At 61.3% G+C, this 21,444-nt stretch carries 24 protein-coding genes; 11 read left to right on the top strand and 13 right to left on the bottom strand.

The window, feature by feature from the left end; genetic code table 11:
* Position 1: 1 nt before the first annotated feature.
* From HBR94_RS24065 to HBR94_RS24045, 5 genes are read right to left on the bottom strand one after another with little or no spacing between them, the layout of a single operon-like run.
* Entirely contained in the window at positions 2-622 is a 621-nt protein-coding gene (locus HBR94_RS24065; protein ID WP_057440592.1) for a lysophospholipid acyltransferase family protein, read from the bottom strand.
* A gap of 9 nt (positions 623-631) precedes the next feature.
* Positions 632-1,075 carry a hypothetical protein gene (locus HBR94_RS24060; protein WP_170045664.1) on the bottom strand — a complete coding sequence of 148 codons (444 nt, stop codon included), beginning with the start codon at positions 1,073-1,075 and terminating at the stop codon, positions 632-634.
* Positions 1,065-2,363: a phosphatase PAP2/dual specificity phosphatase family protein gene (locus tag HBR94_RS24055; protein WP_115129326.1), complete on the bottom strand. Its 1,299-nt coding sequence runs from the start codon at positions 2,361-2,363 to the stop codon at positions 1,065-1,067. Before HBR94_RS24055 ends, HBR94_RS24060 begins: the two co-directional genes overlap by 11 nt.
* A 2-nt stretch (positions 2,364-2,365) precedes the next feature.
* Positions 2,366-4,120, bottom strand: coding sequence for a bifunctional alpha/beta hydrolase/class I SAM-dependent methyltransferase (locus HBR94_RS24050; protein WP_057440589.1), 1,755 nt, complete (start codon positions 4,118-4,120; stop codon positions 2,366-2,368).
* A gap of 10 nt (positions 4,121-4,130) precedes the next feature.
* A complete protein-coding gene (locus HBR94_RS24045; RefSeq protein ID WP_057961223.1) occupies positions 4,131-4,754 on the bottom strand; it encodes a CDP-alcohol phosphatidyltransferase family protein in 624 nt (207 codons plus the stop codon).
* Positions 4,755-4,970: 216 nt separating this feature from the next.
* Here HBR94_RS24045 and HBR94_RS24040 point away from each other — a divergent pair, with 216 nt between their 5' ends.
* The 4 genes from HBR94_RS24040 to cfaB all read left to right on the top strand — a co-directional run bounded on the left by HBR94_RS24040 (position 4,971) and on the right by cfaB (position 8,176).
* A complete protein-coding gene (locus HBR94_RS24040; protein ID WP_057440587.1) occupies positions 4,971-5,225 on the top strand; it encodes a hypothetical protein in 255 nt (84 codons plus the stop codon).
* A gap of 62 nt (positions 5,226-5,287) precedes the next feature.
* The gene (locus tag HBR94_RS24035) at positions 5,288-6,133 is read left to right on the top strand and encodes a DUF692 domain-containing protein (RefSeq protein WP_057440586.1); all 846 of its coding nucleotides are present in this window, start codon (positions 5,288-5,290) and stop codon (positions 6,131-6,133) included.
* On the top strand, positions 6,124-6,906 hold the full coding sequence (locus tag HBR94_RS24030; protein ID WP_170045663.1) for a DNA-binding domain-containing protein: 783 nt from the start codon (positions 6,124-6,126) through the stop codon (positions 6,904-6,906). Before HBR94_RS24035 ends, HBR94_RS24030 begins: the two co-directional genes overlap by 10 nt.
* Before the next feature lie 85 nt (positions 6,907-6,991).
* Positions 6,992-8,176 (top strand): C17 cyclopropane fatty acid synthase CfaB, encoded by a 1,185-nt coding sequence (gene cfaB, locus HBR94_RS24025; RefSeq protein ID WP_120734377.1) that lies wholly within the window; start codon positions 6,992-6,994, stop codon positions 8,174-8,176.
* 61 nt (positions 8,177-8,237) lie between these two features.
* Here the strand turns inward: cfaB and cls are convergent, their stop codons facing one another.
* Positions 8,238-9,677, bottom strand: coding sequence for a cardiolipin synthase (gene cls, locus HBR94_RS24020; protein WP_057444243.1), 1,440 nt, complete (start codon positions 9,675-9,677; stop codon positions 8,238-8,240).
* A gap of 130 nt (positions 9,678-9,807) precedes the next feature.
* Between cls and HBR94_RS24015 the strand changes: the two genes are divergently transcribed.
* Positions 9,808-10,329 carry a DUF3617 domain-containing protein gene (locus HBR94_RS24015; protein WP_057961218.1) on the top strand — a complete coding sequence of 174 codons (522 nt, stop codon included), beginning with the start codon at positions 9,808-9,810 and terminating at the stop codon, positions 10,327-10,329.
* Between the two features lie 14 nt (positions 10,330-10,343).
* Here HBR94_RS24015 and HBR94_RS24010 read toward each other — a convergent pair whose 3' ends face one another.
* The 5 genes from HBR94_RS24010 to HBR94_RS23990 form a co-directional block, all read right to left on the bottom strand.
* Positions 10,344-11,681 (bottom strand): dihydroorotase, encoded by a 1,338-nt coding sequence (locus tag HBR94_RS24010; protein ID WP_170045662.1) that lies wholly within the window; start codon positions 11,679-11,681, stop codon positions 10,344-10,346.
* Positions 11,682-11,683: 2 nt separating this feature from the next.
* Complete coding sequence (locus HBR94_RS24005; RefSeq protein ID WP_057440583.1) at positions 11,684-12,244, bottom strand: DapH/DapD/GlmU-related protein; 561 nt, start codon at positions 12,242-12,244, stop codon at positions 11,684-11,686.
* The gene (hisI, locus tag HBR94_RS24000) at positions 12,241-12,666 is read right to left on the bottom strand and encodes a phosphoribosyl-AMP cyclohydrolase (RefSeq protein ID WP_057961216.1); all 426 of its coding nucleotides are present in this window, start codon (positions 12,664-12,666) and stop codon (positions 12,241-12,243) included. The genes HBR94_RS24005 and hisI overlap by 4 nt, the downstream gene beginning before the upstream one ends.
* The gene (gene folE2, locus HBR94_RS23995; RefSeq protein WP_057440581.1) at positions 12,663-13,568 is read right to left on the bottom strand and encodes a GTP cyclohydrolase FolE2; all 906 of its coding nucleotides are present in this window, start codon (positions 13,566-13,568) and stop codon (positions 12,663-12,665) included. Before folE2 ends, hisI begins: the two co-directional genes overlap by 4 nt.
* Positions 13,569-13,646: 78 nt before the next feature.
* The gene (locus tag HBR94_RS23990; RefSeq protein ID WP_170045661.1) at positions 13,647-14,015 is read right to left on the bottom strand and encodes a glutamine synthetase; all 369 of its coding nucleotides are present in this window, start codon (positions 14,013-14,015) and stop codon (positions 13,647-13,649) included.
* Between the two features lie 126 nt (positions 14,016-14,141).
* Between HBR94_RS23990 and dksA the strand changes: the two genes are divergently transcribed.
* Genes dksA through HBR94_RS23970 form a run of 4 tightly spaced genes read left to right on the top strand, consistent with a single transcriptional unit; the run spans position 14,142 to position 17,433 of the window.
* Positions 14,142-14,546, top strand: coding sequence for an RNA polymerase-binding protein DksA (gene dksA / locus HBR94_RS23985; RefSeq protein WP_057961215.1), 405 nt, complete (start codon positions 14,142-14,144; stop codon positions 14,544-14,546).
* Between the two features lie 26 nt (positions 14,547-14,572).
* Positions 14,573-15,781: a zinc metallochaperone GTPase ZigA gene (gene zigA, locus HBR94_RS23980; protein ID WP_057440578.1), complete on the top strand. Its 1,209-nt coding sequence runs from the start codon at positions 14,573-14,575 to the stop codon at positions 15,779-15,781.
* Positions 15,781-16,425 (top strand): DUF1826 domain-containing protein, encoded by a 645-nt coding sequence (locus HBR94_RS23975; RefSeq protein WP_057440577.1) that lies wholly within the window; start codon positions 15,781-15,783, stop codon positions 16,423-16,425. Before zigA ends, HBR94_RS23975 begins: the two co-directional genes overlap by 1 nt.
* Before the next feature lie 45 nt (positions 16,426-16,470).
* Positions 16,471-17,433, top strand: a complete 963-nt coding sequence (locus HBR94_RS23970; protein WP_057440576.1) for a CobW family GTP-binding protein — start codon at positions 16,471-16,473, stop codon at positions 17,431-17,433.
* Here the strand turns inward: HBR94_RS23970 and HBR94_RS23965 are convergent.
* Positions 17,427-17,819 carry a DUF3301 domain-containing protein gene (locus HBR94_RS23965; protein ID WP_057440575.1) on the bottom strand — a complete coding sequence of 131 codons (393 nt, stop codon included), beginning with the start codon at positions 17,817-17,819 and terminating at the stop codon, positions 17,427-17,429. The genes HBR94_RS23970 and HBR94_RS23965 overlap by 7 nt on opposite strands.
* 116 nt (positions 17,820-17,935) lie before the next feature.
* Here HBR94_RS23965 and pdxY point away from each other — a divergent pair, with 116 nt between their 5' ends.
* A complete protein-coding gene (gene pdxY, locus HBR94_RS23960; protein WP_057440574.1) occupies positions 17,936-18,808 on the top strand; it encodes a pyridoxal kinase PdxY in 873 nt (290 codons plus the stop codon).
* Between the two features lie 56 nt (positions 18,809-18,864).
* On the opposite strand, the gene HBR94_RS23955 is transcribed toward pdxY, so the two are convergent.
* The gene (locus tag HBR94_RS23955; RefSeq protein WP_057961210.1) at positions 18,865-19,350 is read right to left on the bottom strand and encodes an acyl-CoA thioesterase; all 486 of its coding nucleotides are present in this window, start codon (positions 19,348-19,350) and stop codon (positions 18,865-18,867) included.
* 296 nt (positions 19,351-19,646) lie between these two features.
* Here HBR94_RS23955 and HBR94_RS23950 point away from each other — a divergent pair, with 296 nt between their 5' ends.
* Complete coding sequence (locus HBR94_RS23950) at positions 19,647-21,410, top strand: cation:proton antiporter (protein ID WP_057961209.1); 1,764 nt, start codon at positions 19,647-19,649, stop codon at positions 21,408-21,410.
* The last annotated feature ends 34 nt before the right edge of the window (positions 21,411-21,444 follow it).

Here is a 21,444-nt window from a genome sequence, read left to right as displayed (position 1 = left end):
GTCAGGAATGCTCCGGGGCGAGGGCGAGCAGGGCGTCGCGGCTGCGGGCAAGAAACAGGGCCTTGTCTTCACCGTCTGCAAGCTGCAGCGGTGCGCCAAAGCTGGTGGTGCACAACAGCGGCAGTGGCAGCACACGGCCCTTGGGCATCACGCGGTTGAGGTTGGCGATCCACACGGGGATCAGTTGCGCCTGTGGGTAACTTTTTGCCAGGTGATACAGGCCGCTCTTGAAGGGCAGCAGGCCATCCTCCAGGTTGCGCGTGCCTTCGGGGAAAATGATCAGCGAATCGCCGTGTTCAAGGGCTTCGAGCATCGGTTGCAACGGGTTATCCACAGGGTCTTTGCGTTCGCGGTCGATCAGCACGCCGTTGAATACCCGGTTGATGATGTAGCGGCGCAGTGCGCTCTTGTTCCAGTAGTCGGTGCCGGCCACCGGGCGCGTGGCCTTGCGCAGGTTCTGCGGCAACGACGCCCACAGCAGCACGAAGTCGCCGTGGCTGCTGTGGTTGGCAAAGTAGATGCGCTGCACGGGTTCTGGGGCGCAGCCCAGCCACAGGCTGCGGGCGCCGGTCACTGTGCGGGCCATGGAGGTAATCAGGGTCGCGACCAGGGGTTCGAACATAAGGATTCCTTATCCGGCGAAGGGCAGCCACGGGCTGGCCAGGATGACGGCCAATGTCAGTAACACTTGCGCACCCAGCAGGTAGGCCTGTTTGCGCAGCAATTTGAGGGCGCCACGCCGGCGTTCGGTCCAGGGCCGGCTTGCGCGGTTGGCGGGTTGCAGGCCCAGGGTTTGCAGAGTCTGGTCCAGTTCGCTGGTGCGTTCTATGTCCTTGGCCATCAGCGCAAACAGGTCGGCGTCGAAGGCCACCCGTAGCGCCCAGTACTTTTGCAGCAGCCCGAGGACAATCATCCACAGGCTGAGCAACAGGCAGATCGGCGTGATACTGACCATCAACAATTGCGCCAGGCCAAACAGTACCCCGAGCAGGGTCAGGCCTGTGGATAACTGATCCAGCGAACGGCCGCGGCGCAGCAGGCTGGCGACTACCTGGAGTTGCATATCAGCGGGCATAGGGCAGTGCTCCCAAGGCTTGGCGGTGATCGGCATGCAGGACCACATCCGATCGTGCTGTACGAATAATAGCCAGTGCCTCGTCCACCGTGGCCGCCCGTCCGCTGTGCAACAGCCAGGCCGCCACGGCGCTGGCGCTGCGGGAATAACCGAGGGCACAGCACACCAGCAACGGGCCGTGCTCGCGCAAGCGCTCGATGGCTTGGGCCGCCTCCAGGCACTGTGCCGGTGTGGGTGCGGTCAGGTCGAGGACGGGCAGGGCATGGTAAGCGCGGCCCTGTGGATAAACAGGCAGTTCGGCACACAGATCGACCACCGCATTGAAAGAACTCAGCTGCGCTGGCGTCGGAATTCGCCCCAACCATACGTTATCCACAACCCGGTCAGGCTGCGGATGCTTGCGCGTCCACAGCCGCGAATTGAGCCACGCCGCCGCGAGATAAGGCGCATACAGCCAGCGTGCTGCCGGGCTGAGGCGGCCATCTGCGCGTTTCTGAAAGCCTGCGGCGCCCAGCAGCCAGTAGTTGAGCGCCACCAGCAACACCGCGACGGCAGGCCACAGCAGCCATAGCCAGGCACCGCCCCCGGTAAAGGCCACTATCGTCAGCACCAGGGCGCCCATGGCGTAGCGCAACCCCAGGCGCCAACGTTTCGGGTCTTTGGCCGGCCGCGCATGCAACAGCGGGCTGGGTTGATCCACCGGCCATAGCCACACACACAGCCAGCCGGCCAGGGCGCCTGTGGGTAAGTCTATAAAGTGGTGTTGGTAAGTGGTCAGCACCGAAATGCCAATCAGCGCGAACCAGCCATGCACCAGCCAGCGCCACAGGCCTTGGCTATGCCGCTGGTACATCACCCACAGGATCACCAGCAAAGCGATATGCAGCGAGGGTGCCTGGTTGAACGGTTTGTCGAACCCGGCCAGTACCGCAAACAGCCAGCCGAACACGCCGTCCATTTCCGGGCGCTCAAAGGTGAAGCGCAGCGGCCATAGCAGGAAGCAGCTCACGGCAATCACCTGCGCACTGAGCAGACGCAGGGCATGCTGTTTGAGCTCATGGCGGCTGTTAGGCAGCAGCAGGGAGAAGCCGTAGAGCAGGTCGATCGACCAGTAGGGCACGATGGTCCAGGCCCAGAACGGCATATGGGTTTCCCAGCCGAATACCAGGGTGCCCACGTCGCTGCGCTGGCTGGTGACCCAGGTGGCAAAGCCGTAGGTGCTGAAAAACAGCGGCGCCAACAGCAGCAGCCAGAGCAGGGCTGGTTTGAAGAGACCTGGTTCGCGCATGGTCAGATCTTCTGCGCCAGCGACACGCTGAAGATGCCCCACTCATCCACACGCTGGGTGATCTTGCGAAAGCCCGCTGCTTCCACCAGTTGATCCATTTCCGCCTGGCTGCGACGGCGCATCACCCAGGCCTGGCCCTGGCGATGGCTGGTCAGGGCGCGGGCGATCAGTTCCAGTTGTGGGTGCCACGGTTGGCCGGTGTACACCAGGTATCCGCCGGGCTCCACGGCTTCGGCCAGCCCTGCCAGGGAACCACCGACCATGGCGTTATCGGCAAACAGTTCGTACAGCCCGGACACCACTGCCAGTGTCGGCGTGGGCGCCAGTGCGGCGAGGTCGGCCCGGTCAAAGGCATCGCCTTTGACGAACTGCGCAATCTCCCCCAGGCCTTTCTCGCGGATCAGCGCGCCACCGTCGCGCACGTTGATATCGCTGTAGTCGCGCAACAGGATTGATTCAGGCAGCGGCGAAACGCCCTGCAAGGCTTCCAGAATGTACCGACCATGCCCTGCGGCAATGTCGACGATGCGCACTTCGCGCCCGTCGTCGCGCAGCTTGGCCATGGCCAGGCGCAACAACTCTTCAACATGCAGTTTGCGCTGGCGAATCCCGCGCCAGCCGATGGAGTTCAGGTAGTTGGTATCAATCATCCGCCCCAGCGCGCCCTTGCCGGTGGGGGTATTGCGGTACACGTAGTCCAGGGTACTGCCCGAGTCGAAGCCGGTGTCGAAGCCCAGCTTCACGCCCTCGGACAGCTTGCGGCCCAGGCCCATGCTGGCGCGGGTCATGCGCCAGTACAGGTCGCGCAGGGAGTTGTGCGGCAGCGGCGCGGCGAGGGATTCGGATTCGGCGCAGGTCGCGCCGATCTTGTCGGCGTCCAGCAGGCTGGCACGGTCCAGCGGGTGCGCGAAGTTTTGCAGGATAAAACGCCTGGCGCTGGCCAGTGCCACGGCGCGGTCACGTTCGCCGAGGGTGTCGTGGAAAAAGCCGGGCAGGATGTGCAGTTCCTTTTTCAGGCTGCCAAGGCGCTCGAAGAACTGTTGCTGGGGTTTGCGGTGCACCACAAAGTCCGAGCCGGAGATCAGCAGTTGGGTCGGCACCTGGATCGCCTGGGCATCGGCGACCACGCGGTCGGCCGCTTCGTACAGGCCCAACAGCACATTTACCGAGATCGCCTTGGTGATCAGTGGGTCAGTGTCATAGGACGCGACGCGCTCGGGGTCATGGCTGAGGAACTTGGCCTTGACGTAGCTGTTGACGAAAAAATTGCCGCGAAAGCGCCGCATCAGCGCCAGGCCCGGGCGAGCGAAGGGCACGTAGAGCTTGACCTTGAACGCCGGGGAGGCGAGCACCAGGGCCCTGATATTCGGGGCGTAGTCGTGGACCCAGGTGGCGGCAATCACTGCGCCTACGCTCTGGGCGATCACTGCGAGGTTTTCTGGCGCGATGCCATAGGTGGCGCCGATATGGTCGCAGAAGGTCTGCACGTCCCGCGCGCTGGTGGCGAAGCTCGGGCTGTCGCCACGCTCGCCGGGGGACTGGCCATGGCCACGGGCGTCCCAGGCGAAGAAATCGAACTGTGGCAGGTCCAACTCGTCCACCAGGTGCGCAATGCGCCCGGAATGCTCGTGGCCACGATGGAACAGCAGGATCGCCTGGCGTGGCTCAGGCCCGGTGGCACTGGTCGCGGGCCAATGCCGATAGAAAAGCTCTACGCCGTCATGGGTACTGAAGGTGTGCTGTTGCTGTTCGCGCATCGCAAGATCCTTATGCCGTCGGAGAGATGTCGGATTGTTCTTTGAGGCCCTGGCGCACACGGTTGACCAGGGTGTAGGCGAGCAATGCCGCCACCAGCCACATCACCCCGTCGACCCAGCCGGCGCCGAGCCAGCCCAGGGCCACGCCGGTGGCGAGTACGCCAAGGACAAACGCCCGATCACTCTTGCCCATGGGCCCGTCGTAGCGGCGCGAGGCACCGACCATCGGCCCGAGTACGCCGGCGTATTCGCTGAACACCGCCAGCAGCGTCACCAGCAACACCGGCGCCAGGCTGACCCCGGGGAGCAGGGCAAATGGCAGGATCAGCGCGCTGTCGGCGATCACGTCGCACAGTTCATTGAGGTAGGCGCCCAGGCGTGATTGCTGGCCGAATTCCCGGGCGAGCATGCCGTCGATGGCATTGAGGGCCATGCGCAGGATCATCCACAGCGGGATCAGTACGAACACCCAGGCGTGCTGGGCGAACCCCGCGATCAGCAGGCCGACGAGCAACGACACGATCCCGGCCAGCACGGTGATCTGGTTGGCGGTGGTGCCGTTGTCATACAGGCGCTGTACCAGGGGCCGCAGCAGGTTTTGAAAACGCGGTTTAAGCTGATAGATCGAAATCATGAGGGTGACGCTTCCTTGTCCGTGATCCCACGAAAAATCTGCTGTGAGTGTGACGATAAATCGCGGTGCGCACTAGTGATGGCTCCTACAAGGATTCAGGAAACCAGGAAAATTTTCACGGCGCTGTAACGCCCCTGTGGCACCTCACTCTAGTGCTGTGTCGGGACTGGACAAACCGTTCAGCCGACCCCCTACAGACCCATGAGGAATACCACAATGAACTTCAAGAACGCTGTTTCCGGTGCTGCCCTGGCCATTGCTGCCGCCACGATGTTTGCCGGTGTCGCGACCCAGGCGCAGGCCGCCGATGAGGCAAACGTGCATTGCTACGGCGTGACCTCCTGCAAAGGCATGAACGACTGCAAGACCGCTGAAAACGCCTGCAAAGGCCAGGCTGTCTGCAAGGGCCATGGCTTCAAGGCAATGACCAAGGCCGCTTGCGATGCGGCTGGCGGCAAAGTCGGCGAGTAACCGCGAATACGTGATCCCGCAGCGGTGTGCACGTCGCTGCGGACACTTTCCAGGAGTTCGTCATGTCGGTATCGGTTCCTTGCCTGGGCTACGGCCTGGGGCTACGTAGTCATTACTATCAACACATCATCGAGCAGTCGCCGGAGGTGGACTGGTTCGAAATCGTCTCCGAGAATTATCTGGTCCAGGGCGGCAAGGCCCTGTACTACCTGGACGCCATCGCCGAGCGTTATCCGCTGGTGATGCATGGGGTGTCCCTGTCCATTGGCGGCCCCCATCCCCTCGATAGGGACTACCTCAAGCAACTCAAGCAATTGGCCGACCGAGTCAAGCCGGCATGGGTCTCCGATCACCTGTGCTGGAGCCGGGGCAACGCCCATCAGCTGCATGACTTGTTGCCGCTGCCCTACACCGAAGAAAGTCTCTACCACGTCGCCACCCGTGTGCGGCAGGTACAGGCGGTGCTGGAGCGGCCGCTGGTATTGGAAAATGTCTCCAGCTATGTGCGATCCAAGGCCGATGAATTCACCGAGTGGGAATTTCTCAGCGCCTTGAGCCACCTCAGCGGTTGCGAGCTGCTGTTGGACGTCAACAACGTGTATGTCAGCTCGCGCAACCATGGCTTCGACGCCTGGACCTTTATCCGCAACCTGCCGCCGCAGAGCATCCGCCAACTGCATTTGGCCGGGCATATGGACTACGGCGACTACGTGGTCGATACCCATGACCATCCGGTGTGTGATCCGGTGTGGCAGCTGTTTCAACAGACACTGGAACACCTGGGGCCAGTGGCGACGTTGCTGGAGCGCGATGACCATTTCCCGCCGTTTGCCGAGCTGCTCGACGAGTTGGGCAAGGCCCGTGAGTTGGGGGCGGATGCCTTGGCCCGGAGGTCGCTATGCGCCTGACCGACTGGCAACTGGCGTTTGAACGGCATTTATTGGCAGACGCCGACGACACTGGCTTTGCCGGCACCTTGATCGGTGGCCCGACACTGGATGTCGACACCGGCCTGGCGATCTACCACAACGCCTATCGGGCCCGTTTGCTGGAAGTGATGCAGGGGGATTTCCCGGCGGTGTGGCATTGGCTGGGGGACGACGAGTTTGCCGGGCTGGTGGCGGCCTATGTGCAGTGCTATCCATCCACGCATTTCAGCCTGCGCTGGCTGGGGCAACGGTTTGCAGACTTTATCGACGAGCATCTGGTCGCCGAACAAGCCGCCCCCCTGGTGGAGCTGGCGCGCCTGGAATGGGCCTTTACCCTGGCGTTTGATGCGCCTGCGGGCCAACCCCTGACTCTTGAAGACATGGCCCTGCTGGCGCCCGAGGCCTGGCCGTTATTGCAGGTTGAGTGGGCGCCGGCGGTGCAGCAAGTGCTGTGTCGCTTCAACAGCCTGCAGATCTGGCGTGCGGTCAAGGCGCAGGCTGGGTTTCCCGGTAGCCAGGCGTTGCCGCTGGCCGAGGTGTGCCTGATCTGGCGTAACCAACAGGTGTGCCGTTACCGGAGCCTGGAGCCTGCAGAGGCGTACGCCCTGGCCGGGATGGCCGACAGCGGGTGGAGTTTTTCAGAACTGTGCGCGGAATTGGCAGTCACTTATCAAGAGGGCGCGCCGCTGCAAGCTGTCACGTGGTTGAAACAGTGGGTTGAGGACGGTTTGCTGCAACGTCGGGCACCATAAAAGGGCGTTATCGAACCGATAGCCTGCTACTTTTTGTGGATGGTCTACCCTCATTTCGGACGTCTGAAACAAGGGGGGACTACTCATGCTCGCGCAACTTCCACCGGCCTTACAGAATCTTCAGCTACCGCTGCGTCTGCGACTCTGGGATGGCCATGAATTCAACCTGGGCCCGGAGCCCAGCGTTACCATCGTGGTCAAGGATCCGGTGATGGTGACGCAACTGACCCACCCCACGCTCGATTCTCTGGGCGCTGCTTTCGTTGAAGGCAAACTGGAGCTGGAAGGCTCGATCAGCGATGTGATCCGGGTGTGTGACGAATTGAGCCACGCCCTGCTCGAGGAGGACGAGCACGCCGGCCCGGTGCGTTCGATTCACGACAAGGCTACGGATGCGGCCGCGATTTCCTACCACTATGACCTGTCGAATGAGTTCTACCAGCTCTGGCTGGACCGCGACATGGCCTATTCCTGCGGTTACTTCGAGACCGGCAGCGAATCCCTCGACCAAGCCCAGCAAGACAAATTCCGCCACCTGTGCCGCAAGCTACGCCTGCAGCCTGGGGAGTACCTGCTGGATGTCGGTTGTGGCTGGGGCGGGTTGGCGCGTTATGCGGCCCGCGAGTTCGGGGTCAAGGTGTTCGGCATCACCCTGAGCAAGGAACAATTGGCACTGGCCAAGGAGCGGGTAATCGCTGAGGGCCTGGAAGACCTGGTTGAGTTGAAATTGCTCGACTACCGCGACCTGCCCCAGGACGGGCGGTTCGACAAAGTCGTCAGCGTCGGCATGTTCGAGCACGTCGGCCACGCCAACCTGGCGCAGTACTGCCAGACCCTGTTCGGCGCCGTACGTGAAGGGGGGCTGGTGCTCAACCATGGCATCACCGCCAAACATACCGATGGCCGCCCGGTGGGGCGCGGTGCCGGCGAGTTTATCGAGCGTTACGTGTTCCCCAATGGTGAGCTGCCGCACCTGGTGATGATCAGCGCCGAAATCAGCGAAGTCGGCCTGGAAGTGGTCGACGTGGAAAGCCTGCGCCTGCATTACGCACGAACCCTCGACCACTGGAGCGAACGCCTGGAAGACAACTTGGAGGCGGCGGCAAAAATGGTCCCGGCCCAGGCACTGCGTATCTGGCGCCTGTACCTGGCGGGTTGCGCCTATGCGTTTGCGCGTGGGTGGATCAACCTGCACCAGATCCTGGCGGTCAAGCCCCATGCCGATGGCAGCCATGAGTTGCCGTGGACGCGGGAAGATCTCTACCGCTGAGCCAACCGATGGCTGAGTGTGGGAGCTGGCAAGCCAGCTCCCACCTTCTGTCCGGCGCAATTTATAAGATAGGGGAAATCAGCCGCGCCACGCGCATGCCCAGTTGCTGCAGGCGGCGGGTCTGCTGGCTTTCTTCCTGGCTGGTTTCGTGGGCCTGGGCGAAGTCATCCAGCAGCATGTGTTCCACCTCGCTGGCGAAGGCTTCGTCGACTGTCAGCAACATCACTTCGAAGTTGAGGCGGAACGAACGGTTGTCCAGGTTCGCACTGCCGATGGCGCTGATTTCCCGATCTACCAGCACCACTTTCTGATGCAAAAACCCCGGTTTGTAGCGGAACACCCGGACCCCGGCGCGCACCGCTTCAATCGCGTACAGGCTGGAGGCGGCGTACACAATGCGATGGTCGGGGCGTGACGGCAGCAGCAACCGCACGTCCACGCCACGCAACACCGCCAGGCGCAGCGCGGCGAATACCGCTTCATCGGGGATGAAATACGGGCTGGTGATCCACACCCGCTCAGTCGCCGCATGAATGGCTTCGACGAAAAACAGCGAACAGGTTTCATACGGGTCCGCCGGACCGCTGGCCAGCAATTGGCAGAGCACGCCGTCATCGGCATAGGTATCGGGCAGGATCAGCGGCGGCAGTTCGCGCGCGGCCCAGAACCAGTCTTCGGCAAACGATTCTTGCAGGCACGCCACCACGGGGCCGCTGACTTGCACATGGGTGTCGCGCCAGGGGGCGAGCGGCGGCTTCTTGCCCATGTATTCGTCGCCGACGTTATGCCCGCCGACAAAACCGGTCAGGCCATCGACCACGACAATCTTGCGGTGGTTACGGAAATTCACCTGAAAGCGATTGAGCCAGCCGCTGCGGGTGGCAAACGCCTTGATCTGCACCCCGGCATCGCGCAGCGATTGCACATAGCGGTGGGGCAGGGAGTGGCTGCCGATGCGGTCATACAGCACGTAGATGGCCACACCTTCGGCGGCCTTGGCCCTGAGCAGTGCATGCAGTTGGCGCCCCAGTTCATCGTCATGAATGATGAAGAACTGCACCAACACGGCAGTCTTGGCGGCGCGGATGGCGTCGAAGATGGCGCTGAAGGTGGCGTCGCCATTGACCAGCAAACGCACCTGGTTGTTCGCCAGACACGGCATGCGTCCCAGCTTGGGCATGGCGCGCAGGGAGGCGTAGGCCAGGGAGTTACGCGCAGCCAGGGCTTCTTCGACCCAAGGGCGCCAGTTCAACTCAGTGATTGCCTTGTGCATTTCCTGGTTGGCCTGGCGCCGCGCCTGGATATAGGCGTCGAAGCTGCTGCGGCCAAAGATCAGGTAGGGGATCAGCGTCAGGTACGGCATGAACATCAGCGACAGTGCCCAGGCGATTGAGCCTTGGGCGGTACGCACGGTGAGCACCGCGTGCAGGGCAGCCAGCGAGCCGAGAAAATGCAGGGTTGCGATGAAGTAGCCAAGCAAGTGCGGGCCGAAGAAATCCATGGGCAACGGTACTCCTGACAATCCAATGCGTAACAGACCATGTTCGGCGGCGATTGTCGCTATTTTATTGAGCATGCAACGCCGACCACTTTACGACGTCTAACGCCGACAATTACCCAGGAGTTACCCGATGAATGCTCGTCTGCTTGGTTTGGCCATGGTTGTTGGTTTGACGCTGCCGGTGGCAGCGCAGGCGCAGATGTTGGCGCCGGGCTTGTGGGAATTGACCACCAGCAATATGAAAGTCGATAACCAGAATCTGCCGGACTTGTCGTTGATCCTCGGTCAACTGAAGCAACAGATGACCCCGGAACAACGCGCAATGCTGGAAAAACAAGGCATCACCATGGCTGGCAAGGGCGTGCAGGTCTGCCTGACCCCGGCCCAGGTGGCCTCTGATTCCATCCCGCTGACCGACCCGCAATCGGGTTGCAAGCAAGAGGTCACAGACAAGACCGGCAACCAGTGGAAATTCCGCTTCAGTTGCCCGAAAGCCCAGGGCACTGGCGTGGCCACGTTCCAGAGCCAGAAGGCGTTCACCACCACGGTCAACGGTACTTTCAATGCCACCGGCGTGCAGCAGAACGGCAGCCTCGACACCCATGCGCAGTGGCTGGGCAACGACTGTGGCACGGTCAAACCCCGGGCCTGAACGGCTCCTGGGTTTTAGCGCAGAAAATGCAGGGGCAGCCCCTGGCAACTGTCGATCACCTGCCCCTGGTGCCAGGCCACATGGCCTGACACCAGAGTAGTGCTGACGCTATGGCGAAAGCTGCGCTCGGCAAAGGGTGTCCAGCCGCAGCGGGCGAGGATCGGTTGGCTGCTCACCGGTTTGCCTTCGGGCTCGGGTTTGATCAGCACCAGGTCGGCCCAGTAGCCCTCGCGCAGGTACCCCCGGTCGGGAATGGCGAACAGGTCGGCAACGCGATGACTGGTTTTCGCCACCAATGTGGTCAGGGGCAACAGGCCGTCCGCCACCAACTCCATCAATGCCGGTAGCGCATGTTGCACCAGGGGTAACCCCGCTGGTGCCTCGCGGTACGGCCGCTGTTTTTGCTCCCATGTATGAGGCGCGTGGTCGGTGCCGATCACATCCAGGCGATTGCTCAGCAGTGCCAGGCGCAGGGCATTGCGGTCGGCCCGGGTTTTGATCGCCGGGTTGCATTTGATCTGGTGGCCGAGGCGGGCGTAGTCGCGGTCGTCGAACAGTAAGTGGTGCACGCACACTTCTGCCGTGATGCGTTTTTCTGCCAGCGGTTTATCTTCAAATAACGACAGTTCCCGGGCGCTGGTCAGGTGCAGCACATGCAAGCGCGTGCCGTGGCGGCGCGCCAGCTCCACGGCCAGGGACGAGGAGCGATAGCAGGCTTCGGCATCGCGGATCAGCGGGTGGGCGACGGCGGGGATCGCCTCGCCAAACCGGTTTCGCAAGCGTTGTTCATTGGCCTGGATGCTCGGCGTGTGCTCGCAATGGGCGAGGAGAATGGTCGGCACCTCAGCAAATAAACGCTCCAGGACGCGTGGATCATCCACCAGCATATTGCCGGTGGAGGCGCCCATAAACACTTTGATCCCGGCGACCTGCCGCGGATCAAGGGCAGCCACGGTGTCGAGGTTGTCGTTGCTGACACCAAAGTGAAACCCGTAATTGGCTACCGAGTGCAGTGCGGCGCGGCGTTTTTTGTCGGCCAGAGCTTCCAGGGTCAAGGTCGCGGGCTGGGTGTTGGGCATATCCATGAAACTGGTAATGCCCCCGGCCACTGCGGCGCGGGACTCGCTGTAAAAACTGCCTTTGTCCGGCGCGCCAGGTTCGCGGAAATGCACCTGGTCGTCGATCATGCCCGGCAGCAGCCATTGGCCTTGGGCATCAATCTCAATCTCGGCCGTTTGCCCCTGGATGCTGCTGGCGATTTTTTCGATACGGCCATTGGCGACCAGCACGTCGGCATCGAATTCCTGGCCTTCATTCACCAGGCGGGCGTTGCGGATCAGCAAGCGGCTCATGTTTAGAACTCGTTTTGCAGGGCTTTGTAGCCGCGCACCAGGTCGACATTGGTACGCGCCACGTCTTCGGAAAACTCCGATGCGCTGATGCTCACGGGCGGGAACTGCGACAGATCGGTGTTGGGGCCGATGCGCGTGGTGGACGGCACATAGAACGCGGCGGGCAAGTCGCGGCCATCGACCACCGAGTTATGCCGCACCACGCAGCCATCACCGACCACACAGTTGAACAGCACACTGTTGAAGCCGATAAACACCCGGTCGCCGACAGTGCAGGGGCCGTGGACAATCGAGCGATGGGCGATCGAGCTGAACTCGCCGATAGTCACCGCCGCACCGGATTTGGAGTGGATCACCACGCCGTCCTGGATATTGGAATTGGCGCCGATGGTGATCGGGTCCATGTCGCCGGTGGCATCGACTTCGTCGGCGCGGATCACCGCATAGGGGCCGACAAATACATTCTCGCCGATGATCACCTTGCCGCAGATGATCGCGGTTTTATCGACGTAGGCCGACTCGGCAATGACCGGCAGATCGCCGGAAGGGTTCTTGCGGATCATGCTGTAGGTTCCTTGAGAGGCGCGGTGATGATGTGCACTTGATCGTTTTCGATAGCGTTGTAAAAACAGGTGGGTCGGCCGGTGTGACAGGCAGGACCTTGTTGGTCGACGATCAGCAACACGGCATCGCCGTCGCAATCCAGGCGTGCTTCGATCAACTGCTGCTGGTGGCCAGAGCTTTCGCCTTTGCGCCACAACTGCTGGCGCGAGCGTGACCAGTAGCAGACCTGGCCGCTGGCGAGGGTCTCGTCGAGGGCCTGGCGGTTCATCCAGGCCAGCATCAACACTGCGCCGCTGCCGTGTTGCTGGGCGATGGCGGCGATCAGGCCGTCACTGTTCCACGGCAGGGCATCCAATACGGGGGCCAGGGGAAAACGGCTACCCACGGCTGCCGCTTCCAGGTCGAGCATCGTCAGTTTCATGGGGTGCCCGAGGCGCCTCTCGTCCAATGGCTTTCGGCCACGGCGTCATGGGCGTGCAGGCTTTCGGCGTGGATGACTTTGAGTTGAATGGCTTGCACCGCATCCGAGCGTTTCAGTGCCAGGTTCAGGCGGCGCGCGGCGTCTTCGCAAAACATCAGGTTCTGGCCGTTGGCGAGGGCGAACGCCTGTTCATCAGCGCGCTTTACAGCGGTTTGTACGGCGGTGCCGAGGGCTGCTTCGGCCTGGTCGATCAAGGCCGTCAGGGGCAAGGCTTGGACGTCGGGCTGCAGATGGACCTGCAACAGCGCACTGCTGCGTTGGCTATGGGGCGTGGCGACGATGCCATTGGCACTGCCAAGCCAGGCCAGTACATCTTCGTGTTGCAACGACTTGTTGCCGAAGTGATCAACAAATTGCTGTTGAATCAACTGCCTGGCGAGGGCCGCAGAGCATGGGCAGGTGGAAGAGTAGGTCACGTCAATTTTTAGTTCCACGTGGAACATCTGTTTTTCCAGACGCGCTTCGATGGTCACCGGGTAAGTCTTCCAGCCCGATAGCGGGCTGACCAACGCCGGGCGTTTGAGCAGCAAATCGGTGTGAATCCGCAGGTAGGCGCTGCTCGATAACCCTTCATGGCTATCGAGAAATCGCTGCAACACCTGACGCAGCAGCGCCGGTTGCAAGTCTTGTTGCTCGAGCATTTCCAACGCCAGGTACAGGCGCGACATATGAATGCCCCGCGCCTCGCCGTCATCCAGGCTCACGCCGGCATCGGCCTTGGCACTCAAACGTTGGCCGTCGATCAGGATGGGAAGAGCAATGCCGCACATACCCACCCAGTCGAGGGGCAAGGCTTGGCGAGAAGCCTGCGCGGCGATATCGGGCAGAGTCAGCGCATTCATGAGAAGGTCCATCGTTGAAGATAATCCAACATGTTATAGTATAACAATTAGATCGACGATGATTTTTCTACGACCGCTCTAGCACCCGCTGATACGGCTGCAGGTGAACTTGGCGCTGGAGCCTCCGGAACTGGAGAACCGGTTGATCGTGGTCCAGCCCACACGCCGTGTGTAGCCGACCCACGCCTCACCGTCTGAGGCCAGACCGGTAAAGAACGTCAATTGGCCGTAGCGGCTATTGGTCTGCGCCCAGTAACGCTTGCCGATCACCTCGAATCCGCGCAAATACGTGGTGTTGCCCGCGGTTGTGACACTGTAGGCATTGCCCTGGGCATCGACACAGGCCAGCAGGGTGGCGCTGCGGGTGCACGTGGCCAGGGGGCTGGCTACTTGGGCGCCGGCCTGGGTCGCTACCAGCAGCAACACACCGCATAACAGGGATTTCATCGCGTTTCTCGGGGCCTGGAGGCGTTCAAGGATTGCGCCCTTCGTCGTGACGGGCAAGAGGGGATTAGCTTATTTGCATTGTTATACTATAACATCAAAATACAGCCTGACCCGTGAACCGACCTGATGACTGAACAAGACCTGCTCGCTCAACCACCTGCTGATTATATGAACGAGGCCCAGCAGGCCTTTTTCCGCGAGCTGTTGTTGGCTCAGCGCTATGACCTGCAAGCGCGCATCGAAGCCGAGTTCATCGTGCTGCGCGAGCAGGAGCCCCATAGCGATCCCGCCGATGTCGGCAGCGCCGAAGAACAGCGCCAATGGCAACTGCGTCTGCTGGAGCGGGAAAAGAAGCTGCTGGACAAGATCGACGAGGCCCTTGAGCACCTCGCCCGTGGTGAGTACGGCTGGTGCCGTGAGACAGGCGAGCCGATTGGCCTCAAGCGCCTGTTGCTGCGGCCCACGGCCACCCTGTGTATTGAAGCCAAAGAACGTGAAGAGCTGCGCGAACGCCATCAACGGGCGATTTGACCGGCCAACCTGATGAGGAACACCCGATGACCGACCGTCTACCCGTAACCGTGCTGTCCGGCTTTCTCGGCGCCGGTAAAAGCACGCTGCTCAATTACGTCCTGCGCAACCGCGAAAACCTGCGAGTGGCGGTGATCGTCAACGATATGAGCGAAATCAACATTGATGGCGCTGCGGTACAGCGCGACGTCAGCCTCAATCGCGCCGAAGAAAAACTGGTGGAAATGAGCAACGGCTGCATCTGCTGCACTTTGCGCGAAGACTTGCTCGTTGAGGTCGGAAAGCTCGCCAGGGAGGGTCGGTTCGACTACCTGCTGATCGAATCCACTGGCATTTCCGAACCGCTGCCCGTGGCAGAAACCTTCACCTTTCGCGATGAAAACGGTCAGAGCCTGGCCGACATTGCGCGTCTGGACACCATGGTCACCGTGGTCGACGGCATGAACTTCCTGCTCGACTACCAAGCCGCCGAAAGCCTGGCGTCACGGGGCGAAACCCTGGGTGAAGATGATGAACGTTCCATCACCGACCTGTTGATCGAGCAGATCGAGTTTGCCGACGTCATCCTTATCAGCAAGATCGACCTGATCAGCAGCCACGAACGTGAAGAACTGGTGGCCATCCTTGAACGCCTGAATGCCCAGGCGCGCATCATTCCCATGGTCATGGGCGAAGTGCCGCTGGCCGAGATCCTCAATACCGGGCGTTTTGACTTCGAGCGCGCGGCCCAGGCGCCGGGCTGGCTGCAGGAACTGCGCGGCGAACATGTGCCGGAGACTGAAGAATATGGCATCGCCTCCACGGCCTATCGGGCGCGCCGGCCATTCCATCCTCAGCGTTTTTTCGACTTTATCGACCGCCCGTGGGTCAACGGCAGGCTGCTGCGCTCCAAGGGATTTTTCTGGCTGGCCAGCAAACATCGCGACGCCGGCAGTTGGTCCCAGGCCGGTGGCTTGATGCGCCATGGTTTTGCCGGTCGCTGGTGGCGCTTTGTGCCCAAGAGCCAATGGCCCGAGGACCAGCAAAGCGTCGCGGCGATCATGGAGAACTGGCAACCGAGCACCGGCGATTGCCGCCAGGAACTGGTGTTTATCGGGCAGAACATCGACTTCGTGCGCCTGCGCGCGGAGTTGGATGCGTGCCTGCTGACCGACGATGAAATGGCCCAGGGCGTCGAAGGTTGGCGCCTGCTGGTCGATCCTTTTGGCCCTTGGTATGAGGAGGCAGCCGCCTGATGTTGGCCCCTGTGATTCAACTGCGCCCGGTGATTCGCCAGACCCGTGGTGAAACCCCGTTGGCGCTCGCCGATATCCTCGATAACGGGGTGAACCTGGCGCTGTGGCAGCGCCAGTTGCCGCTGCATATCGCCGAGTTTGGTGCGTTGCTGGTCTCGCTGAACGAGCCGCTGGCAGAATCGCTGGTGGTTGAGTTGGACAGTGAAGATGCTGAGCCCAACTTGCAGGGCTTGGCCGCAGGTTGTCGTGACCTTGAAGGCTACGACGGGTTTATCGCCGATGTGGCATGGCTGGTCAGCGCCTTTGCCTGCCTGCTGGGCGCCAAGCGTATTGGCGTGCGGTTAAGGCTGTTGGACAAGGCCATGTGCCCGCGTTTTCACGTCGATCATGTGCCCGTGCGCTTGATCACCACCTATGCCGGTATCGGCAGCCAATGGTTGCGCGAAGGGGTGATGGACCGACGTCAGTTGAGTCAGGCGGACGCGGAGCCCACCGAGCGCATCGAACAGATCCACTGCGGTGAAGTCGCCCTGCTCAAAGGCGAAAAGTGGCGTGGCAATGAAGGCTACGGCTTGATTCATCGTTCGCCGGCGCTGGCCGCCAATGAACGACGGCTGATTCTGACGCTGGATTGGCTGGCATAACCGGGTAGGATCAATCGTCTCTACACGGCCTGAATAATGTCCACGATGCTGCAGAATATTCCCACGCATGTGATTGCCGGCCCCTTGGGGGCTGGCAAGACCAGCTTGATCAAGCACCTGTTCACCCAGCGCCCGGCCAATGAGCGTTGGGCGGTGTTGATCAATGAGTTCGGGCAGATTGGCCTGGATGCTGCGCTGCTGACCCTGGATGACGACGGTATTGCCATCGGCGAAGTGGCCGGTGGCTGTTTGTGCTGTGTGAATGGTGCGCCATTCCAGATAGGGCTAGGTCGCCTGCTGCGTAAGGCCAAGCCGGACCGCCTGTTTATCGAACCCTCAGGGTTGGGGCACCCGGCGCAATTGCTGGCGCAGTTGCGCCAGGCGCCCTGGCAAACCGTGCTGGCCGTCCAGCCTTGTGTGCTGGTCCTGGATGCCCAGGCACTGGCGGCAGGCAGACCGTTGCCCGACGCGCAACGCGAGGCATTGGCCAGTGCCGGGTTGCTGGTGCTGAACAAGGAAGAAGGGCTGGATGCCGCGCAACGCAGCGTTATCGAAAACACATTACCAGCCTGCGAGGTTTACTGGACTCGACAGGCGCAACTGCCATTGGTCCGCCTGCCAGGGTTCGGCGCACAGGCTGGAGCGCCTGTGGATAACTTTGAAATGCCCAAGGGGTTGACGCAAATCCCGGCAATCTGGAGCGATCCGTGCGTGCCGATTTGCCTGCACCAGGCGCAGGCAGGCGGCTGGAGCATCGGTTGGCGCTGGCACCCGAGCCAGCAGTTCGATCCCGCGTTGCTGCGGCAATGGTTGCAGGGCCTGGACTGGCGCCGTGCCAAATTGGTTATCCACAGCGCCGATGGTTGGGTTTCGGCCAACGCTGTGGATAACACCATGCTCACTTGGCAGCCCAGCGAATGGCGCCGGGACTCACGCATCGAGCTGATCTTCAGCGAAAAGCAGGACGTGGCAGAACTGCAAAAGGCCCTGGCCGCTTGCCGTCAGTGACGGCTCTTGCCGTGCTCCTGACGCCACTGGCTCAGTTCAATCACTTCGGCGCTGGGCGGCGGGGTCTTTATTTCAAACGGGTAGGGCGCCAGTTCGATCTGCGCACTGTGGGCCCCAAACTGGGTGATGGTGCCAGGGTGGCGGGCCTCACCGGTCACGGTGAACTCAAAGTTGTAGACCCGCGCCAAACGCCGGCGGCCGCTGGCGTCCTTGACGAAGCCGATGCGTTTCAAGGCCACGGCGCCGTCGAGCAATTCGATGTCGAGCTTGGCGCAATGCTGTTTGACCCTCTCCAGCGCACGCTCGCGCAAGCCGTGGTTGTGCCACACCCAGGCGGCAGCCGCCGCCACTAGCATCAGCACAAAGATATTTCCCAGGGTCAGCATGCGATTTGCTCCAACAAAGTAAGGCCAGCTTAACTGTGTCTCCGGTCTGTCGTACAGGATGCTTTTAGTCGCATACTGCGCGGCCAGAATTCAACGGTTTTACGGAAGTTTCCTGCATGAAACGCACACCTCATCTGCTTGCGATCCAGTCCCATGTGGTCTTCGGCCATGCCGGCAACAGCGCCGCCGTATTTCCCATGCAGCGAGTGGGGGTGAATGTCTGGCCGCTCAACACCGTGCAGTTCTCCAACCATACCCAGTATGGCCACTGGGCGGGAGAAGTGTTGGCGCCGCAGCAAATTCCGGCGCTGGTGGAGGGGATTGCGGCGATTGGCGAACTGGGCAACTGCGATGCGGTGCTGTCCGGCTACCTGGGCAGCGCCGCCCAGGGGCGGGCGATCCTGAGCGGTGTGGCGCGGATCAAGGCGATCAACCCCAGGGCCCTGTACCTGTGCGACCCAGTGATGGGCCATCCGGAAAAAGGCTGCATCGTACCCCAGGAAGTCAGTGATTTTTTGCTGGACGAAGCGGTGGCCATGGCCGACTTCCTGTGCCCCAACCAACTGGAGCTGGATAGCTTTTGCGGGCGTAAACCGCAGTCGCTGTTCGATTGCCTGGGCATGGCGCGCGCCCTGCTGGCGCGTGGGCCCAAAGCGGTGCTGGTCAAGCACCTGGACTACCCGGGCAAGCTGGCGGATGGTTTCGAAATGCTGCTGGTGACGGCCGAAGGCAGCTGGCACCTGCGCCGGCCGCTGCTGGCATTTGCGCGCCAGCCGGTGGGGGTGGGCGACCTGACATCGGGCCTGTTCCTGGCGCGGGTGCTGCTGGGCGACAGCCTGCTGGCCGCGTTCGAGTTCACGGCGTCGGCTGTGCATGAAGTGCTGCTGGAAACCCAGGCATGCGCCAGTTACGAGTTGGAATTGGTACGGGCCCAGGACCGCATCGCCCATCCGCGCGTGCGCTTTGAAGCCACGCCGATCAGTCTGTAACACCCAAAATCCCCCTGTAGGAACTGGCAAGCCAGCCCCTACAGGGGGATTGTGTTTTACAGCGCGTCGGCTTTGATTTCCTGGTAGCGCTTCTCCAGCTCCTGGCGAATCTGCCGGCGCTGTTTGCCCTGGATAAACCGGCGCTTGTCTTCACTGTTCTGTGGCTGCAACGCTGGCACGGCGGCCGGTTTGCGGGCGTCGTCGACGGCAACCATGGTGAAGAAGCAACTGTTGGTATGGCGCACCGAGCGCTCGCGGATGTTCTCGGTGACCACCTTGATCCCCACTTCCATCGACGTGTTGCCGGTGTAGTTGACCGAAGCCAAAAATGTCACCAGTTCGCCCACATGAATCGGCTCACGAAAAATCACCTGGTCCACCGACAGTGTGACGACATAGCGGCCGGCATAACGGCTGGCGCAGGCGTAGGCCACTTCGTCGAGGTACTTGAGCAGGGTACCGCCGTGGACATTGCCTGAGAAATTGGCCATGTCAGGGGTCATCAATACCGTCATCGACAGCTGGGCGTTTCCGGGTTCCATAGCACACTCACGGTTGTAGGCATTGGTTGGGGGGGGGGCACCTCTGCGGATGCTCGAATCATTACAGCGCCATCCCTAACGGGACGCCGGGACGGGGCTTGCCGTCACGCCCAGGGCGATCTGTTTCCATATATTGCACCGGCTTTCTGCCGCAAGTCGCGGTGTTACCCTTGAAAAGCCCATTTCAAGGGCATTTCTTACGAATAAGGCAGACTTTTCCTTCCGCATATTGCGCGCCGTTGTGGCGGCTGCCTGGAATTCGGGACAGTGCCAGTACCCTCAAGGAGCCCCTCGCCATGCACGCCATCAGTTTTATCCAGGACTTGGCCGTGATCATGCTCGTGGCAGGGGTGGTGACCATCCTGTTCCATCGCTTCAAGCAGCCGGTCGTCCTGGGGTACATCGTCGCCGGCTTTATCATCGGCCCGCACACCCCGCCTTTCGGCCTGATCCACGACGAAGACACCATCAAGACCCTGGCCGAGCTGGGGGTGATTTTCCTGATGTTCTGCCTGGGCCTGGAGTTCAGCCTACGCAAGCTGTTCAAGGTCGGCGCCACGGCGTTTATCGCGGCCTTCCTGGAAATCATCCTGATGATCTGGATTGGCTATGAAATTGGCCAATGGTTCGACTGGAACACCATGGATTCACTGTTCCTCGGTGCGATCCTGGCGATTTCCTCGACCACCATCATCGTCAAGGCGCTCAACGACCTGAAGATGAAAAACCAGCGCTTTGCCCAACTGATCTTTGGCGTGCTGATCGTCGAGGACATCCTGGGCATCGGCATCATCGCCTTGTTATCAAGCATCGCCGTCAGCGGCACGGTCAGCTCCGGCGAGGTATTTTCCACGGTCGGCAAGCTCTCACTGTTCATGATCGTGGCCCTGGTGATTGGCATTTTGCTGGTGCCACGCCTGCTGGCCTACGTGGCCAAGTTTGAAAGCAACGAGATGCTGCTGATCACCGTCCTGGGCCTGTGTTTTGGCTTCTGCCTGCTGGTGGTCAAGCTGGAGTACAGCATGGTGCTGGGCGCCTTCCTGATCGGTGCGATCATGGCCGAGTCCCGGCAGTTGCTGAAAATAGAACGCCTGATCGAACCGGTTCGCGACATGTTCAGTGCCATCTTCTTCGTTGCCATAGGCTTGATGATCGACCCGCAGATCCTGCTGCAATACGCGTGGCCAATTGCGGTGATTACTGTGGCCGTGGTGCTGGGCAAGATGCTGTCCTGTGGCCTTGGCGCGTTTATCGCCGGTAATGACGGCCGCACCTCGTTGCGGGTGGGCATGGGCCTGTCACAGATCGGCGAATTTTCTTTCATTATTGCGGCGCTGGGGATGACCTTGCAGGTCACCAGCGACTTTCTCTACCCGGTGGCGGTGGCCGTTTCCGCCATCACTACGTTGCTCACGCCATACCTTATTCGTGGCGCCGACCCATTGTCCTTGAAGATCGCGGCTGTGATGCCACAGCGTCTGAGCCGGGTGTTTGGCATGTATGGCGAATGGCTGCGCAGCATTTCGCCCCAGGGCGAAGGCGCGATGCTGGCGTCGATGATCCGCAAGATCATCTTGCAGGTAGGGGTAAACCTGGCGCTGGTGGTGGCGATCTTCTTTACCGGCAGCTTTTTCGCCGCGCGCATTGGAGGGTATCTGGAAGGCTGGATCAGTGATCCGAGCTGGCAGAAGGCATTGATCTGGGGTGGTGCGTTGCTACTGTCGCTGCCGTTTCTGATTGCCGCGTATCGCAAGCTCAAGGCGCTGTCGATGCTGCTGGCGGAAATGAGCGTGAAGCCGGAAATGGCTGGGCGCCATACCCAACGTGTACGGCGGGTGATTGCCGAACTGATCCCGATTCTCTCGCTGCTGGTGATCTTCCTGCTATTGGCGGCCTTGTCGGCCAGTATTTTGCCGACCAACAAGTTGCTGGTATTGATTGCGGTGGTGACGGCCGCAGTGGCTGCCGTGCTCTGGCGCTGGTTCATCCGCATCCATACGCGCATGCAAGTGGCCTTGCTGGAAACCCTGGATAATCACAAGGACACGCCGGAGCATTGAGCGTATGTGGCGAGGGGGCTTTGCACACCGCCCC

The organism is Pseudomonas sp. WS 5412 (assembly GCF_012985615.1).
Taxonomy (GTDB): Bacteria; Pseudomonadota; Gammaproteobacteria; order Pseudomonadales; family Pseudomonadaceae; genus Aquipseudomonas; species Aquipseudomonas shahriarae.
This window is presented reverse-complemented; position numbering and strand designations above follow the sequence as displayed.